The following is a 16,780-nucleotide window of genomic DNA, read 5'->3' on the forward strand; positions in this document are numbered from 1 at the left end:
AAAGCCGCTAACTAGGGTGAAAAAAGAGTTCATTTCTGAATGGACTTCTCAAATATGATTCTTAATCATTTGTTTGGCAGGTAGGCGATATATGCACAGCACTTAATTATTCAGTACCTTTGCAGTCTGAAATGAAATAGGTTCATTTACGTCTCAAGAAGTATAGAATAGAAAGATAATGAAACGTGTAGTTGTCGGATTAAGTGGAGGAGTAGACTCCAGTGTTGCAGCCTATCTTTTAAAAGAGCAAGGCTATGAGGTTATTGGCCTTTTCATGAAGAATTGGCATGACGATTCTGTGACTATTTCTAACGAATGTCCTTGGTTGGACGATAGCAACGATGCTATGTTGGTGGCCCAGAAATTGGGGATTCCTTTTCAAACAGTAGACTTGAGCGAACAATACAAAGAACGTATTGTAGACTATATGTTCCGGGAGTACGAAATGGGAAGAACGCCTAATCCAGATGTGCTTTGTAACCGGGAAATTAAGTTCGATGTCTTTATGAAAATTGCCATGGATCTGGGAGCGGATTTTGTGGCGACGGGTCACTACTGCCGAAAAGGAGAGATTGAGAAAGACAGAGAAAAGGTATATCAGTTGCTATCTGGAAAAGACCCCAATAAGGATCAATCGTATTTCTTATGTCAATTATCGCAGGAGCAATTGGCCAAAACCCTATTTCCCGTAGGTGAATTGTTGAAGCCTGAAGTTCGTGAAATAGCCTCAGAACAAGACTTGGTTACCGCAGAGAAGAGAGATTCGCAAGGATTGTGCTTCATCGGTAAAGTTCGGTTACCTGAGTTTTTGCAACAACAATTGGCTCCCAAAGAGGGTGTTATTGTTGAGGTTCCCTCGGAGTACGAAGCGTATTCCAAAGGGGTTCCTTCCTTTCAATCGGTACAGGACGAATTGGATTTTCTTTCCGAAAAGTATTCCTATGAATTATCCGATGGCAAAGTGGTAGGTAAGCATCAAGGAGCTCATTTCTTTACCAAAGGACAACGAAAAGGATTGGCTGTAGGTGGAACCAAGGAGCCCTTATTTATTATTGATACAGATGTAGAGGAAAATGTCATTTATACGGGGCAAGGGAAAGACCACCCTGGATTGTATCGACGTGGACTCTTCGTTAAGAATGAAGAAACGCATTGGATACGGGAAGATCTTGCTCTAGAAGTAGATGAAAAAATGGAGGTGCTGGCACGTATTCGCTATCGACAACCCTTGGAAAAAGCAACCTTGTATCAAACAGTATCCGGTCTTTATGTTATCTTTGAAGAAGCACAGTCTGCCATTACCGAAGGTCAATTCGTAGCTTGGTATCGGGATGACGAATTACTAGGCAGCGGTGTTATTTCTTAAGTTTAAATCACTTTCATTTTAGATCATTAAATAATAGTGCAGAATAAGGTTACTCAACTTTTCGATATAAAATACCCGATCATTCAAGCAGGAATGATTTGGAATAGTGGCTGGCGATTGGCCAGTGCTGTAAGTAACGCAGGAGGACTGGGCCTTTTAGGGGCTGGATCCATGTATCCCGAAGTACTTCGTGAACACATTCAGAAGTGTAAAAAAGCGACGGACAAGCCCTTTGGGGTCAATGTTCCCATGTTATATCCCAATCTTCAAGAAATCATTGAGATTATTATTGAAGAAGGGGTGAAAATTGTTTTTACTTCCGCTGGAAATCCAAAGACGTATACAAAACATCTTAAAGATCATGGCATTACAGTGGTTCATGTGGTAAGTAGTGTAAAGTTTGCACTGAAGGCACAGGAAGCTGGAGTGGATGCTATTGTAGCCGAAGGTTTCGAAGCGGGAGGGCATAACGGTAGGGATGAAACTACCACCTTTACCCTTATTCCTATGGTGCGGGAGCAAATCTCCATTCCGCTAATTGCCGCGGGAGGAATTGCCACTGGTAAAGGCATGTTGGCTGCAATGGTATTGGGTGCCCATGGGGTACAGGTAGGAAGTCGTTTTGTGGCTTCGGAAGAAAGTAGCGCCCATGAGGCCTTTAAAAACGTAGTAGTAGATGCCAAAGAAGGAGATACCATTCTAACCTTAAAAGAACTGGCTCCCGTGCGGCTCATAAAAAACAAATTCTATCAAGACGTAAAAGAACTGTATGAAACGGCGCCTTCGGTAGAGCAGCTAAAAGAACTTTTAGGTCGTGCACGTGCCAAAAGAGGTATGTTCGAAGGGGATTTGGTAGAAGGAGAATTGGAAATAGGACAGGTTTCGGGATTGATCCATGATATAAAACCCGCGGCTCAGATTGTAGCCGAAATGTGGGAAGAATTCCAAAAGGCAAAAGAGGAAGCCGGGAGTCTATAGGGTACAATTAAATCCGATTCGTCCAAATACTCGTATATACTAGAAAACGCCCCATATGAATCTAGTTATACGAATTATACAATTTATAATCCTTTTGTTTTCCGATAGGATTGAAATTCCCGAAGGTTATTCAGAAAATGACACTAGCTTTTAATTTAAAGCTCACCGAGAATAGTAGGCTATAGTTGCCGCAAGAATTCCGATAAATTGGTATCTGTGCTTAGCCCTAGTTTTTTTCTTAGGGTAAGTCGATAGTTATAAACGGATTGTTCCTTGATCCCCATTTGGGTGGCCGCCTGTTTTGAGGTCATATTGAGGATGGTATAGATGGCTACCTGAATTTCCTTATGACTCAGGTTTGGGAACTTGCTCTTAAGGTTAAAAGTAAAGTCCTCCTGTTCGTTCTTCACCTTGATATCCAAAGCTACTTTCTCTTTATTAACTTCCGATTTATCCTTTATATAAAACAATAGTTCGTTCAATCCACTTTTCACCGTATCCTCTTTGGCACTCCGCTTCAGGGTTTTTACCTTAGAAAGGCACACATCCAGTAGCTTATTATACTCGTTGATGTGAATGGCATACTCGGTAATTTCCTTTTTACTGTGATCAATCTGAGCTTCTTTAAGGCTGCTTAGTTCCTTTTCGGTTTGGAAGGCTGACTTGTTCATTTTACTGATTTTGCGTTCTCGGTATACAAAAAACAGGAGCCCTGCCGCCAAACATCCAAACAAAATATTTCGATAACTGCTGGCTTTCTGTTTGGTGTCCATAATGGCTAGCCTTTGGTCCTTTACCAATAGATCTTGTTCAAATTGGGCTATGTCGAATTGCATTTTCAGGGCTTCCAATTCCCGGGTTCTATTCAATTTGGCAATACTGTCCTCCAGGCTTTCGAACTTTCTAAACGATTCCAGCGCAGCAGGGAAATTACCTTGTTCTTCATAAATCTCAGATTTTAATTTATGTGCGTCCAGCAAAATCTCCGTGATCCCATGTTCTGTAGATATGGCGATGGATTCATTAAGTATAGCTAACCCTTCTTTTAATTTTCCTTGCTTCTTTGCAATGGAAGCTCTTGCATATTTGGTGTCACTTAGCAAAGCCGGATTCGCCTTTTCCAGAATTCTTTCAGCTTTACTTAGATAGAGCTTGGCATTATCAATGTTGTTCATGCTGGCCAATATATCTGCATATGTGCTATAGAAAATCCCAGTAAAAACGAGGTTGTCAATTTTTGGGACGAGAGCAAGGCCTTTGTCCAAATAAGCCTTTGCCATTTCATGTTCCCCGTTGCTGTCGTATTGAAGTCCTAAATTGTGATAGCAAATAAATTGTCCTACATGGCTTTCTTGTTTTTCCGCCTCTGCCAGCGCATTTTTCAAAGATTCTATAGCCTTTTCGTCATCTCCGTTTTTTGTATGAACGAATGATAAGCCATTGTATATGTCATACAGATAGGTGTCATCTTTAAGTTGATTGGATATGTTGAAGGCATTATTATAGTAATTCATGCTCGCATCCAAATCATTCAATTGCGCAAATGCATTACCCAATGAGATGTGTGTCATAATAAGGTCCGAGGAGAATACATGAGGTAGGGCATCTCGCAGCACTTGTATGGATTCTTTGAATTGAACCTTCATAAAATGGGCATTTCCAATGACCACCTGGGCCGACGCCTTACGGTCCGTTTTTTCATAACCCTCAAAAACACGAATGGCTTTTTGAGAATAATCTATAGCCAAATCAAAATCGGAATCCAGATAATAGCCTCTTGCCAATCCTAAAAATGTCTCCGCAAAGAGAAGGCTATCGTTCTGCATGACGGCTAATTGTTTCAGTCGATTCGCATAGGCAAAAGTACTATCTCTGTTCTGTTCAATTCGCGCATAATGAAGTATGAGGGTTTGAAGCGCCTCTGCTACTTCAGAACTCGACTCATTCTTTTGGATAATATCTTTGGCAAATTCGATCTTTTCCTGAGCTGTAACGGGCGAGAAAGAGGCTACTATTAGTAGGAGTGAAAGAAATCTTCTCATATGGCATTTGGACTTGGTTGACGGGTAAACTTACACTATTTCCTTACTTTTTGCTTACTATAGTAAGTTTAAAGTAAGTCATTTAACATAGCTGATATTCAATTCGTTATACATTTGCTTCAATTCAATTGTAAATCACTGTTAAACAAAATATTATATGGTTTCTAAGTGGTGGATTTTTATCTTTTTTTCATGGAGATAACCGAGTGCTCCTAGGTATTTGGGGATACTTTTTACTCGATTCGGCTATCGGAATTTCCGGCTAACGTATAAACGCTAGAGTTCCTTAAGAAAATTGGATAAGTTGGTGTCTTTGGAAAGCCCTAATTTCTTTCTTAGGGTTAATCTATAATTATAAACGGATTGTTCTTTAATCCCCATTTGGTGTGCCGCCTGTTTCGAAGTCATGTTGAGTATCGTATAGATGGCCACCTGAATTTCTTTCTGGCTTAGATCTGGGAATTTGCTTTTGAGATTGAAAGTGAAATCTTCTTGTTCGTTCTTTACCTTCATATCTAAAGCGACTTTTTCTTTATTTACCTCTGTTTTGTCTTTAATGTAAAACTGAAGTTCGGTCAGTCCGCTCTTAACCGAATCTTCTTTGGTGCTACGTTTCAGGAATCGTATTTTCGAAAGACAAGTATCCAGTAATTTATTGTATTCGTTGATATGAATGGCATATTCCGTAATCTCCTTTTTACTATGGTCTATCTGTGCTTCCTTTAAACGACTGAGTTCTTTTTCCGTTTCGAAAGCAGCTTTGTTCATTTTATTGATCTTACGTTGTCTATATACGAAGAGTAGCATTCCGAAAGCCAAGAAACCGAACAGTACATTTCTGTAATTACTGGCTTTCTGTTTAGAATCTAAAATGGCGAGCTTCTGGTCTTTCACTAGTAGATCCTGTTCATACTGGGCAATATCGAACTGCATCTTTAATCCTTCAATGTCTCTTGTTTTGTTCAATTTAGAGATGCTATCCTTGAATCTTTCGTATTCCTTGAAATAGGCTAGGGAAGCGGAATAGTTCCCTAAGGATTCGTGAATTTGGGATATCTCCATATAGCTGTGCGTTAATACTTCAGAAATACCATTCTCTTCGGCAATTTCGATAGCTTTATGAAATCTATCGAGCCCTTCCTTTGGTCTTTCCAGTTTTCGGGCGATGCGTCCTCTCAGGGCTTCCGAATAACAAAGTTTGGCTGGGGATGAATGTTCAAAGATGGTTTCACACATTTCTACATAATACTGGGCTTCTTCTATCTTGTCCATGTCCACAAGCATGTCTGCGTAAGATCTGTAAAGGGAGCCCTTCATATAGGGACTGTCTATCTTAGAGAAAAGGTCAATGGTTTTGTCATAACAAGATTTAGCCTTACCGTAATCGCCCTTTCGGTAATGTAGAAGCCCCATATTGTGTAATGACATGGCTTGCCCCATAAAGTATTCTTGCTTTTCAGCAATAAGCAAAGCATTTTTTAAGGATGCCTTTGCGGCTTCATTATCTCCCGTACGTGTTTGTATTACCGACTGACCACTGTATATTTCATAGAGATAGGTGTCGTTTTGTAACTCATTCGAGATTTTATAAGCTTCGTTAAAATAAAATATGGCAGATTCAAAATCATTGGTCTGTGTACTTACCAAACCTAGCGAAACGTTTACTAGAATGCGATCGATCGAAACAGTATGGGGAGCAGCACTTGTTAGAACACTAAGCGCCTCGTAATCATTATAAAGAAGGAAGTGGGCGTTTCCAAGAACGATTTGAGTAGCTGCCTTTCGCTCTTTTACAGCATACCGATCGAAAATACCTATAGCACGCCCGCTATAATCAATGACGGAATCCAGATTAGATTGGATGTAGTGATAACGACTATATCCAAGATAGGCTTCGGCAAATAGTAAGCTGTCTTTTTGGGAACGAGCAATGTCTTCCAGCCGTTTTGAATAAATGAACGTACTATCGGCATTAGGTGATACCCGACCGTAATACGTTATAATTTCTTTCAGGGCGTTGACAACTTCATTAGATTGGCTGTTCTTTTCTAGTGTTCTCTTGGCTGAACTAATGTCATCTTGGGCTATCGTGAATGTATGTACTAGAACAAAGAGGGTGAGGAGGAGGGATCGAGTCATTTTGTCGAGGCATTTTGAGAGGTTAGGCGGGCTGTTTTTCTTTACTTACTTTTATATTACTTAAGTAGGCAAATCGTAACTTCCTATTATTGTGGGAATTTAGTAAGTCTTGAGTAATCTTGCGTAGGCAATTTCTTGATTAGTAGCGGTGGTTGTGTAAAGTGCGCATTTCACGTGATTTCCTGAAATTTGGCTAGTATAAAAAACTGCAAGGTTTACCTAAAAATTTCGGCAACATCCCTTTGAAGATTATATTTTTTTCAGGAATTCGGCCAAATTCGTATCGCTCGATATTCCTAATTTTTTACGTAGGGATAACCTGTAGTTGTAGACAGATTGTTCCTTGATTCCCATCTGGTTAGCCGCTTGCTTTGATGTCATGTTCAATAAGGCATAAATCGCTACCTGGATTTCCTTTTTGCTTAGGTCGGGATACTTACTTTTAAGTTTAAAGGTGAAATCTTCTTGTTCGCTTTTCACCTTCATATCTAGGGTTACTTTTTCCTTATTAATATCCATATTGTCCTTAATAAAGAATTGGAGGTCGGTCAGGCCTTTCTTGACGGTATCCTCCTTTGCCCGGCGCTTCAATGTTTTTATTTGAGACAGGCAGGCATCAAGGAGCTTGTTGTATTCGAATATGTGTATGGCATATTCGGTAATCTCTCGTTTACTGTAATCGATCCGGGCTTCCTTTAAGCGGCTAAGTTCTTTTTCCGTGGCAATGGCCGATTTGTTCATTTTATTGATTTTTCGTTCCCGATAAAAGAAAATAGACAGCCCAATAGCAATACACACAAATAGTATGTTTCTGTACTTGCTGGCCTTTTGCTTGGAGTCTAAAATGGCCAACTCCTGGTCCTTTACCAATAAATCCTGTTCATAGTGGGCAATTTCGAATTGTGTTTTTAAGGCTTCGATTTCCCGACCCTTATTTTGGTTGAAAAGACTGTCCTTAACAGCCTTGTAATTTTTCAAGGCTTCCAGGGATTCCGAAACATATCCTTGGTATTCGAGCCATTCCGAAAGTGTTATATAACATTCGCTCAAGGTCATTAGTGCTCCTTGTTTTTTAGTCATCTCTATGGATTCTTGGAGGAGCGCTATGGCTTCATCGAATTTACCAACGCTATATGTAATATGAGCGCGGATGGTAATAATGGCCCATAAGCGATTGGGATTTATCTTTTTGTAAATCGCTTCTGCTAGATCTAGGTATCTAGTGGCTTCCCTTATATCACCTAATTCCAAATGGGTTTGGGCGTATTGCCTATATGTAGAGCCTATAACGTATTGGTCGCTTATTTTTGGGAACAGTGCGATTGTTTTTTCAAAAATGGGTTTAGCCTCTTCGAATTTGTTATTGGCATTAAGTGCAATGCCCAGGTTATGATAGCCTACGACCTGTTTTGAAGGGCTGTTTTGTTTCTCAGCAATTTCAATGGCATTTTCCAGAGAATTGATTACTTGTTCATAATCTTCTTTATGATCAAGTGATCCGGCAATGCCATTGTATATATCGAACAAGAACGTGTCATCCGCAAGATCATGGGTAAGATCGAATGCCGTTTTAAAATGGCGTAGACTGGATTCCTTGTCAATCAGTAAGCTATAACTTCTTGCAAGACCCAAATGAACCAAAATACGATCCGAACCCACGGCATTCATTTTTGCTTTTTTGTAGTACAACATCGCTTCCTTATTCTCAAAAAGAGAAAGATGGGTTCTCCCTAATACAATTTGTGCGGAAGCTACTTTATGATCTACTTCGTGCTTCTCGAAAATGCTGAGGGCTTTTTTCGCATTGCTCAGGGCATCATTATAACTAGCTTCTAGGGAATGGGCCGCACCATATCCCAAATATGCTTCTGCGAATAATAGACTGTCGTTTTGCAATTGAGCAGCTTGCTCCAGAACTTTAGCATATTTAAAAATGCTGTCACTGTTTCGTTCTCTATAGGTATAAAGGTATATAAGGTTTTTTAACGCATTTGTAGATTCCAATTGCAACGGATTCCCATTTGCAACCTCTTTAACGTGCTGCAAATTGTTTTGTGCCATACCATGGACGCAAAGAAGACTTAAGGAAAAGAGTATTAGGTTTCTGGTTATCCCAAACATAAGCATTTGGCGCTTTACGTAAACATACGATATTTGCTTACTCGAATCTTACTAGAGTAAATTATTAGTAAGTACATATTTCTTTTAATAAGCAATTTACCATCATCTTAGCAATCCCAAATAGATAAATACTTGTGTAACACGAGTCACTGTATGAAATGCACTCAGTAGATGATTAGGGTGCCTGATTAAAAGAAAAGAAGGGTGACCAGTACTAACTCAATTGGAATAATCTCCATGATCATGTTTACAAGATTTATTAAATGGGTGTTTCTTTTGTTTTCCGATCGCTTGGAAATGCCAAAAGAACGTAGAGACTCAGAATTTTAAAAAAATACTCGACCTATGCTTAATCGCGGTTGAGTTTTGCGCTAATACACATGGCTATTAGTGATTTGGTGGAAACCCCGATGAGAATCGGGGTTTTGTTTTTTAATGGTTATGCTAAGACAGTATATTAACTCACTTTTTTACATCAATTTTACGATTTTATAAAAAAAATGATGTTAATATTTCCAAATTGTTAATTTTTTTGGGATTTTAGCCCGCGAAAATGCAATTCTTGTGAATTCAGAAGTTGTTTATTTCATAATTGCCATTGTAGTTTCCCTCGTGTTTATACACGCTGTCCATACACTTGGGAAGATAAGACGTGCGAGGGCGTCGGGTAAAAGATGGAACAGGAAGAATCCGTATCATGCTTTATTGATTCGGCTTTTTGGAAGGAATCTACCTGACTAAATACTACTTTTCCATTTTTTCTTGACGATGGATTTCCCTACCCAATTGTGCCAGAAACGGAATCCCAATCTCATCGTATTCGTAAGTATCATCATTAAAAATGCCATTCTGGTTTACCAAAATCGTTGCCGAGAGTAAAAAGTCGATTCCTTCTTTTTCATCTACGATATAAGCGGTATCTGTCAGCGTGCCATAGGCATACCCCACTTTGTTGTATATCTTAATATGATCTGGGATGCGTTCTTTGGTATCGCCAAATAGAAAGAATTTACAGTACCCATCATAATAGTCACTTTCTTCATATCCATTTTTTCTGGGTACTAAGTGCATATGCTTTTTAAGTAACTGTAAGGTCGCTTCAGAAATTTGAATACGTTCGGATACCTCGAAATTTTCAGGGAAGAAAATCCGCTTCATTAATTCATGCTGTGCTTGCAATGGAAAATGATTCTTCTCGGAGAAGTCCATAGGTTGGTCGATTAAAGAGTCGTTTCTCATGAAACCCTTTCCTTTTTTCAATCCATCGAACTTATTATGATCCAGCGGATATAAAGGAGAATCTGGAACCGCGGCCCAAGTAATAAAAGTATCTTGGTATGTAAATCGAAGGGTATCCAATCTGGGGTACGAAGCACGTGCTACAGATAGTCTATGTGCAATGCGTACAGAAGGAATTCCTTTGCTGGTCAATTTTCCATTTATATAGTCCCGGCCCATTAGCTCGTACAAGCGATTATTGGCGGCATTGTCACTTACGGTAAATATTTGCCGAACGTCGTCCGCAATGGAATGAGGTACCGTATCTTGAGAAAGATAGTAGGTGGAATTGGTGTGTAGTTTATGGGAAGGCTCTATGATCTCTAAGGCCAGAACCGCGGTAGGAAACTTCACCGTACTTGCCGGATAGAAATAATGCGTGCTATCTAACCGAAAGGAATGGTCCTTAAATGAAACTTTTCCTGTTGAATCCCTTTCAATTTGAGTATATAAGATCTGAACTTCGAAATAATCACTCCTTTCCATAACCTTTGAAATCGCGGGATGCTCACTTTGTAAAGCAATGTCCAGTGGACTTTGCGGTTCATTATTACAGGCAACCGTAAAGATTCCTAGGCATATTAGAAAAAAGACATATTTCATTTAGGCATCCTGTTTTTCGGCAAATGCCTTAAAATTATCCAGCCACTTCTGCACCTGTTTTTTGAACAATCCCGGAAATAGCTTGGCGAACAGCTTTGGCATAAACCCTCTAAAAGCGGTGTACTCTATTTCTGAAATGTAACGCGTTCGGGAATCGCTTAACGGGATGAATTCACAGCGCATGGTATTGTCCATGTCTTTGTGGTGGTACTGCCCTAAAAAGGAATGGGGGAGGTTGTTTTCCAAAATGGTTTCCGTTAGCTCCATTCGCCCTTTCTTTCCTTGTTTGTATAGCATTTTAGACTTAGCTCCAGCTTTCCCTTCCTCGCCCTCAAGCAATTCCTTGCTTATAAAGGTATCTTGGTATTCCTTCAGATAATTAGGATCGGCAAATAATTCGGCAACCTTCTGTTGTGGCCGATCAATTTCTATTGTACAAGTGAATTTCATGACTTCGATTTTTTATTGAATTTATAGCGCAGGCCATAATACCTTGAAGAATAAATATAATAGCAATAGGCACAGCGCAGTCCCCAAAAGGGCTACTTTCAAGTCAAATCGCATATCCGCTACCTTCACCAAGGCTAAGGGGATGAGAAAGAGAAAAAGGCCTATCAATCCGCCACAGCCAATGAGCGCTACCAGAATAATTAACGCGCCGTCTTTGCCAGAAAAAACATACTTAACGGGACTCAAGCTGTGATCCTTCATCTTCTTTTTAATGTAAAGTGCCGCGATACCATAAATTCCGAATATGAGGGGAACATACCAATATAGAACTGCATTTACGAGTTCTGTCTCGGACATATTATCAAAATTGAATCCGTAGAAATAGATAAGAAGCCCTAGTCCAATGGCAATGCCTAGATAATACAAGTTTTTCATGTCAGGTGGTTTTGGTTAGTTATAGAGATTTTGAAAAAAGCCAAGGTAAAAGCTGTGGCTCTTCAAAAGTATTTGTCCAACTATCATGTTTCACTTTAGGATATAAGGTGATTGTAGAATTCCCCCCTGCAGCTTTTAAGGCTTCGTGCATTTTCTCTGAATAGTGTGCAGGAACGACATCGTCCTTTTTTCCATGAAAAATCCAAATAGGAGTGTCTTTGATCTTTTCGGCAATTTTGGGATTGGCACCCCCACAAATGGCGAATGCTGCCGCAAAAAGCTCCGGGTTTCTGTGGAGCATTTCAAAAGTACCCATGCCGCCCATAGACAATCCACCTAGATATATTCTCTGTTCGTCTATAAGATGTCTTTGCTGAATATCTTTGAGCAAGCCTTCCAGAAGATCCAGGGTTTCATTCTCTTCAATCGTTTCAGGGTAATCAAAAATACGTCCTTGAAAAGATTCCCTTGTTGTGGCATTGTTCCAAGACTTGCCTGTAGGGCATTGTGGAAAAACGACGATAGCGGGATACGTCTTACGAACGGATGCTTCCAAAAATAAATACGAACCATGCACCAACTGGGCTTCATTGTCATTTCCACGTTCGCCAGAGCCATGTAGGAAAACGAGTAGTGGATATGACTTTTGTTCATTAAAGTCTTTTGGAAATAGAATACGATAGGGGAGCGTATCCTTTTGCGAAACGAAAAGTTCCTTCTCGTATGTAGGTTTTGTTTGTGCCACACCCGAACCAAAAATAAGCAGGAGTAAAGGAAGGAGGAAAAGTCGAAGTCTACTATTCATCGATAAGATGTTTCCCTAAATGTACTTCAAATAATTGAAAACCATAAAAAAAGCCCTCATCTGAGGGCTTATGCTATAACGCTACGGCAACCTGATTTTTAATCAGGTCGTCGAATGTTTCCCGTTTTCTAATGAGATGGGCTTTGTCATTATACCAAAGTACTTCGGCCGGACGGTAGCGACTATTGTAGTTGCTCGCCATGCTAAAACAATAAGCCCCGGCATTGCTGAAGGCAAGGATATCCCCCTCGCTTATTTCGGAGATTCTTCGATTGTTTGCAAAGGTGTCCGTTTCACAGATATACCCTACCACACTATAAAAGCGCTCGCGGCCATTGGTGTGGCTAATGTTTGCAATTTCATGTCTGCTGCCATACAACATGGGGCGAATTAAATGGTTGAATCCACTGTCCACTTGGGCAAAAACGGTAGAGGTGGTTTGCTTCACTACATTCACTTGCACCAGAAATTTTCCTGCCTCGCTCACCAAAAACTTTCCAGGCTCGAAAGCCAAGGTAAGTTCTTTGCCATATTCTTTACAGAACTCATTGAAACGTTTGCTCAGTTTCTTCCCCATTTCTTCTACATTGGTTTCAATGTCTCCTTCTTTGTAGGGAACCTTGAATCCACTTCCGAAATCAATAAATTCCAATTCGCTGAAATGCTTAGCCGTATCGAATAAAATTTCTGAAGCATACAAGAACACATCGATATCAAGAATATCACTTCCCGTATGCATGTGAATGCCGTTAATTCGCATCCCCGTGTTTTCCACAATTCGATTGATATGGGGTAATTGATGAATGGAAATACCAAACTTACTGTCAATATGCCCTACTGAAATATTGGTGTTACCGCCCGCCATTACATGGGGGTTTATGCGGATGCATACAGGGACGCTCGGATATTTGGCCCCGAACTGTTCCAGTATGGAAAGATTATCGATGTTTATCTGTACACCTAATGTTACTGCGGTTTCTATTTCTTCCAATGAAACGCCATTGGGTGTATAAATAATATCTTCAGGTGCTGTACCTGCTTCCAATGCCAGCCGTACTTCTTGAATGGAGACCGTATCCATACCCGCTCCCAATGATTTCAAGTATTTCAATACGCTAATGTTGGAAAGTGCTTTTACTGCATAATTTATTTTAACCTGTTTGACCTTTTTGAAGGCATCTTGTAAGCGTTTATACTGCCCTGCCATTTTTTGGGCATCATACACGTACACGGGACTTCCGAACTCCCGAGCGATCGCTAAAAGGTCTTGATTTGTCATTTTAACTCAGGTTTTTTAAAGGTTTAAAAATTTTTGAAGCTGTAAAAGTAGTAGGTAAGATTCAATTAAAAGGAGATGGCGGCATAAAATTTTGTGAAAGGAGGTGGAAGTGAGGGGTGAAGAGTGAAGGGTGAAGAGCGAAGGGTGAGGAGTGAAGGGTGAAGAGTGATGAGTGAAGAGTGATGAGTGAGGAGTGAGGAGCAAGATGTTATTCAATTAAGCATTTCAACGATTAAACAGTCAAACGTTTCAATCCATCAACAAATCAAAAAATCAAAAAATCGACGAATCAACCCACCAACCCACAAAAATCACCTTTTCAAACACATTCTCTCGACAACATTTATTACTTTTGTGGCTGCTAAAAAAATAGACGCACAATGAACTTACACGAATATCAAGGAAAACAGATATTGAACAGTTTTGGAGTAGAAATCCAACGTGGTATTGTAGCACAAACTGCGGATGAAGCTGTGGAAGCAGCAAAAAAATTAACCGAAGATACCGGAACCGGGTGGCATGTAATCAAAGCCCAGGTTCATGCAGGTGGACGCGGAAAAGGTGGAGGTGTAAAATTAGCCAAGAATTTGGATGAGGTGAAGGAATTGGCTGGCCAGATTATTGGGATGAACCTAATTACACCACAAACCAGTGCGGAAGGAAAGAAAGTGCATCAAGTGTTGGTTGCAGAGGACGTTTATTATCCTGGCGACAGTGAGCCGGAAGAGTATTACATGAGTGTATTGCTAAATCGTGCAACCGGTAAGAATATGATTATGTATTCTACTGAGGGAGGAATGGACATTGAAACTGTTGCCGAAGAAACCCCACACCTTATCTTTACGGAGGAGATCGATCCCGCGACAGGTTTGTTGCCTTTCCAAGCGAGAAGAATTGCTTTTAATCTCGGATTGAGCGGAACGGCTTTTAAAGGGATGGTAAAGTTTGTGAACGCATTATACACGGCATACGTTAAGTCGGATTCTTCCTTATTTGAAATCAATCCGGTTTTAAAGACCAGTGATGATAAGGTAATAGCCGTAGATGCCAAGGTAACTTTAGATGGAAATGCGTTGTACCGTCACAAAGATTATCTGGCAATGCGCGATAAGCGTGAGGAAAACCCAGTGGAAGTAGAAGCGGGAGAAGTAGGATTAAACTACGTTGATCTTGATGGTAATGTAGGCTGTATGGTAAACGGAGCAGGATTGGCCATGGCAACCATGGATCTTATTAAGCAAGCAGGTGGAGAGCCAGCTAACTTCTTGGATGTTGGAGGAACAGCCGATGCTGAGCGTGTGGAAACGGCTTTCAACTTAATCCTTAAGGATCCTAATGTAAAAGCTATTCTGGTAAATATCTTCGGGGGAATTGTACGTTGCGATCGTGTAGCCCAAGGAATTGTAGATGCTTACAAAAACATGGGAACCATCAACGTGCCGATCATCGTGCGCTTGCAAGGAACCAATGCGGATATTGCGAAGGAATTGATCGACAACAGTGGATTGGATGTGCAATCTGCGATTCAGTTTCAGGAAGCTGCCGATAAAGTTCAGGCGGTACTGGCATAACAGTTCAGAAAATATATATAAAAGAAGCCCTTGTTATCAAAACAAGGGTTTTTTTATGCTTTTGTGTTAAGCAAGGTTAACGTCGGTTAATAAATAGTTAAAATGAGCATGGTCGAGTAACATTTCTTCCAAAGCTATCGTCTATATAGGTGTTCATCAATCACTTAATTATTCATCATAAAACGAACTGTTATGAAAACAATCAAATCAATTATGTTAGCCATGGTGCTATTAGTAGCTACCACTTTATCTGCAAGCAATGGCTTGGTAGACAAGAAAAAACCGACGACCGTAACTGAAGAAATTGGGTACCTTTTAGAGAACCCTTCTTTTGAGATTAAAAAAGAGATTAACACCACTGCCGTAGTCATGTTCAATGAAGATGGCGAATTGGTAGTACTTTCTGTAGATACAGATAACCAAAGAATTGAGCGATTTGTGAAGAGCAGACTGAATTACCAGAAGCTTTCCAACAAATTGGACGAAGGTAAAAAGTATAAAGTGCCGATTAGATTAATCTCCGGTAAGTAGGTTTTTCAAAAACAACAGAACATCCCGATGGCTCATGTCATCGGGATTTTTTATTTTTGAAGTATGCAAAACGAACACAGCAAAGCCCTTTTAAGTGATTTAATCGTCCTAGCCAAGGCCGATGAAAAGTTTACCCAATCGGAGTTCGATTTTATTTATCGCTTATCGAAGCGCATGGAAATTTCGGAAGCCGACTTCAGGGATTTATTGGAGCATCCCATTCCTTCACAACCCATTCTATCCGAATTACAGCGAATTACACATTTCCACAAATTGGTATTGGTGATGAATGTGGATCGCGAAATTCATGAAAATGAAGTGATCGTTTTAAAGAACTTCGGTTTAAAAATGGGTATTCGCCCAGCGGCCATTGACCAAATTCTTCAGAAAATGGAGAAATATGAAGATAGAGTCATCCCTCCTCAGGAATTGATTCAGATTTTCCAGGCCTACTATAACTAATTTTATAGCTAAATAAGACAAAAAGTCATTCATTTACCCCATAAAACGGACAAAATGACCTGTTTTCCCGTTTGGAATTCCTTTTGCAATAAACTCTGCAAAATAATAGGAACTTTAAACAATAAAATATCATGAAAATAGTTAAGAAGAATGACTTTTGGTTTCCATCAATTTTTGATGAATTTTTTACTGAAAATCGGTTGGATGTCCCTAATTATGAAAACTTTAGGAAACCCGCTGTAAATATTTCGGAAAATTTTACGACCTTTGTCATCGATTTAGCTGTTCCCGGTTATAAGAAGGAACATTTTGCTATCGAAATTGAAAAAGATGTATTGAAAGTGTCCTCGAAGTTTGCCCCAAAGCGAGACTCTGCAGACACTGAAAACAACAAAAACCAGTTTACTAGAAAAGAATTTAGTTACGGTAAGTTTACCCGTACTTTTACCTTACCTGAAACGGTGAACGTAGAAGATATAAAAGCTGAATATACAGATGGAATTTTATCCATCACACTTCCTAAAAAAGAAGGGAAAGAAGATATTAAAAAAATGGTTGAGATTTCATAATTGAAATTTAATTTGGTTAGTTAGTTGAAAAAGGCCGCGCATTACTCAATCGATGCGCGGTTATTTTTTTATTAAATCTTCCGTATTTCTGACCTGAAAATAAAGCAATTGTAAATACTTTTTATTAATTTGAAATAGGTTGTTCGCGAAG

Annotated in this window: 14 protein-coding genes; 6 read left to right on the forward strand and 8 right to left on the reverse strand. The window is 39.7% G+C overall.

Annotated elements, in window-relative coordinates:
* The first annotated feature begins 178 nt into the window (after nt 1-178).
* Nucleotides 179-1,366, forward strand: a complete 1,188-nt coding sequence (gene mnmA, locus POV27_RS04975) for a tRNA 2-thiouridine(34) synthase MnmA (RefSeq protein ID WP_272861636.1) — start codon at nt 179-181, stop codon at nt 1,364-1,366.
* A 36-nt stretch (nt 1,367-1,402) separates the two neighbouring features.
* The gene (locus tag POV27_RS04980) at nt 1,403-2,344 is read left to right on the forward strand and encodes an NAD(P)H-dependent flavin oxidoreductase (RefSeq protein WP_272861637.1); all 942 of its coding nucleotides are present in this window, start codon (nt 1,403-1,405) and stop codon (nt 2,342-2,344) included.
* Between the two features lie 179 nt (nt 2,345-2,523).
* On the opposite strand, the gene POV27_RS04985 is transcribed toward POV27_RS04980, so the two are convergent.
* From POV27_RS04985 to lysA, 8 genes are all read right to left on the reverse strand, one after another.
* Nucleotides 2,524-4,386, reverse strand: a complete 1,863-nt coding sequence (locus tag POV27_RS04985; RefSeq protein ID WP_272861638.1) for a tetratricopeptide repeat protein — start codon at nt 4,384-4,386, stop codon at nt 2,524-2,526.
* 276 nt (nt 4,387-4,662) lie between these two features.
* Nucleotides 4,663-6,525 carry a tetratricopeptide repeat protein gene (locus tag POV27_RS04990; RefSeq protein WP_272861639.1) on the reverse strand — a complete coding sequence of 621 codons (1,863 nt, stop codon included), beginning with the start codon at nt 6,523-6,525 and terminating at the stop codon, nt 4,663-4,665.
* Nucleotides 6,526-6,774: 249 nt separating this feature from the next.
* Complete coding sequence (locus tag POV27_RS04995; protein WP_272861640.1) at nt 6,775-8,571, reverse strand: tetratricopeptide repeat protein; 1,797 nt, start codon at nt 8,569-8,571, stop codon at nt 6,775-6,777.
* Nucleotides 8,572-9,390: 819 nt separating this feature from the next.
* Nucleotides 9,391-10,527, reverse strand: a complete 1,137-nt coding sequence (locus tag POV27_RS05000) for a serine hydrolase (protein WP_272861641.1) — start codon at nt 10,525-10,527, stop codon at nt 9,391-9,393.
* Nucleotides 10,528-10,977, reverse strand: coding sequence for an SRPBCC family protein (locus POV27_RS05005; RefSeq protein WP_272861642.1), 450 nt, complete (start codon nt 10,975-10,977; stop codon nt 10,528-10,530). It abuts the gene before it with no gap.
* A 21-nt stretch (nt 10,978-10,998) separates the two neighbouring features.
* Nucleotides 10,999-11,412 (reverse strand): hypothetical protein, encoded by a 414-nt coding sequence (locus POV27_RS05010; RefSeq protein WP_272861643.1) that lies wholly within the window; start codon nt 11,410-11,412, stop codon nt 10,999-11,001.
* A 19-nt stretch (nt 11,413-11,431) separates the two neighbouring features.
* A complete protein-coding gene (locus tag POV27_RS05015) occupies nt 11,432-12,217 on the reverse strand; it encodes a carboxylesterase family protein (RefSeq protein WP_272861644.1) in 786 nt (261 codons plus the stop codon).
* 73 nt (nt 12,218-12,290) lie between these two features.
* On the reverse strand, nt 12,291-13,496 hold the full coding sequence (gene lysA / locus POV27_RS05020; protein ID WP_272861645.1) for a diaminopimelate decarboxylase: 1,206 nt from the start codon (nt 13,494-13,496) through the stop codon (nt 12,291-12,293).
* A 380-nt stretch (nt 13,497-13,876) separates the two neighbouring features.
* Between lysA and sucC the strand changes: the two genes are divergently transcribed.
* From sucC to POV27_RS05040, 4 genes are all read left to right on the forward strand, one after another.
* Nucleotides 13,877-15,067, forward strand: coding sequence for an ADP-forming succinate--CoA ligase subunit beta (gene sucC, locus POV27_RS05025; RefSeq protein WP_272861646.1), 1,191 nt, complete (start codon nt 13,877-13,879; stop codon nt 15,065-15,067).
* 192 nt (nt 15,068-15,259) lie between these two features.
* On the forward strand, nt 15,260-15,598 hold the full coding sequence (locus tag POV27_RS05030) for a hypothetical protein (RefSeq protein WP_272861647.1): 339 nt from the start codon (nt 15,260-15,262) through the stop codon (nt 15,596-15,598).
* A 63-nt stretch (nt 15,599-15,661) separates the two neighbouring features.
* Nucleotides 15,662-16,060, forward strand: coding sequence for a tellurite resistance TerB family protein (locus POV27_RS05035; RefSeq protein WP_272861648.1), 399 nt, complete (start codon nt 15,662-15,664; stop codon nt 16,058-16,060).
* Nucleotides 16,061-16,191: 131 nt separating this feature from the next.
* On the forward strand, nt 16,192-16,629 hold the full coding sequence (locus POV27_RS05040; protein WP_272861649.1) for an Hsp20/alpha crystallin family protein: 438 nt from the start codon (nt 16,192-16,194) through the stop codon (nt 16,627-16,629).
* The last annotated feature ends 151 nt before the right edge of the window (nt 16,630-16,780 follow it).

Origin of the sequence: Aureisphaera galaxeae (assembly GCF_028561275.1) — a bacterium.
GTDB lineage: Bacteria > Bacteroidota > Bacteroidia > Flavobacteriales > Flavobacteriaceae > Aureisphaera > Aureisphaera galaxeae.

What these genes read in the sequence shown, in the direction of transcription:
- POV27_RS05015 (WP_272861644.1), bottom strand. Translation starts at nt 12,217, where the DNA reads ATGAATAGTAGACTTCGACTTTTCCTCCTTCCTTTACTCCTGCTTATT.
- POV27_RS05010 (WP_272861643.1), bottom strand. Translation starts at nt 11,412, where the DNA reads ATGAAAAACTTGTATTATCTAGGCATTGCCATTGGACTAGGGCTTCTT.
- POV27_RS05000 (WP_272861641.1), bottom strand. Translation starts at nt 10,527, where the DNA reads ATGAAATATGTCTTTTTTCTAATATGCCTAGGAATCTTTACGGTTGCC.
- mnmA (WP_272861636.1), top strand. Translation starts at nt 179, where the DNA reads ATGAAACGTGTAGTTGTCGGATTAAGTGGAGGAGTAGACTCCAGTGTT.
- POV27_RS05005 (WP_272861642.1), bottom strand. Translation starts at nt 10,977, where the DNA reads ATGAAATTCACTTGTACAATAGAAATTGATCGGCCACAACAGAAGGTT.
- POV27_RS05035 (WP_272861648.1), top strand. Translation starts at nt 15,662, where the DNA reads ATGCAAAACGAACACAGCAAAGCCCTTTTAAGTGATTTAATCGTCCTA.
- POV27_RS04990 (WP_272861639.1), bottom strand. Translation starts at nt 6,525, where the DNA reads ATGACTCGATCCCTCCTCCTCACCCTCTTTGTTCTAGTACATACATTC.
- sucC (WP_272861646.1), top strand. Translation starts at nt 13,877, where the DNA reads ATGAACTTACACGAATATCAAGGAAAACAGATATTGAACAGTTTTGGA.
- lysA (WP_272861645.1), bottom strand. Translation starts at nt 13,496, where the DNA reads ATGACAAATCAAGACCTTTTAGCGATCGCTCGGGAGTTCGGAAGTCCC.
- POV27_RS05040 (WP_272861649.1), top strand. Translation starts at nt 16,192, where the DNA reads ATGAAAATAGTTAAGAAGAATGACTTTTGGTTTCCATCAATTTTTGAT.
- POV27_RS04985 (WP_272861638.1), bottom strand. Translation starts at nt 4,386, where the DNA reads ATGAGAAGATTTCTTTCACTCCTACTAATAGTAGCCTCTTTCTCGCCC.
- POV27_RS05030 (WP_272861647.1), top strand. Translation starts at nt 15,260, where the DNA reads ATGAAAACAATCAAATCAATTATGTTAGCCATGGTGCTATTAGTAGCT.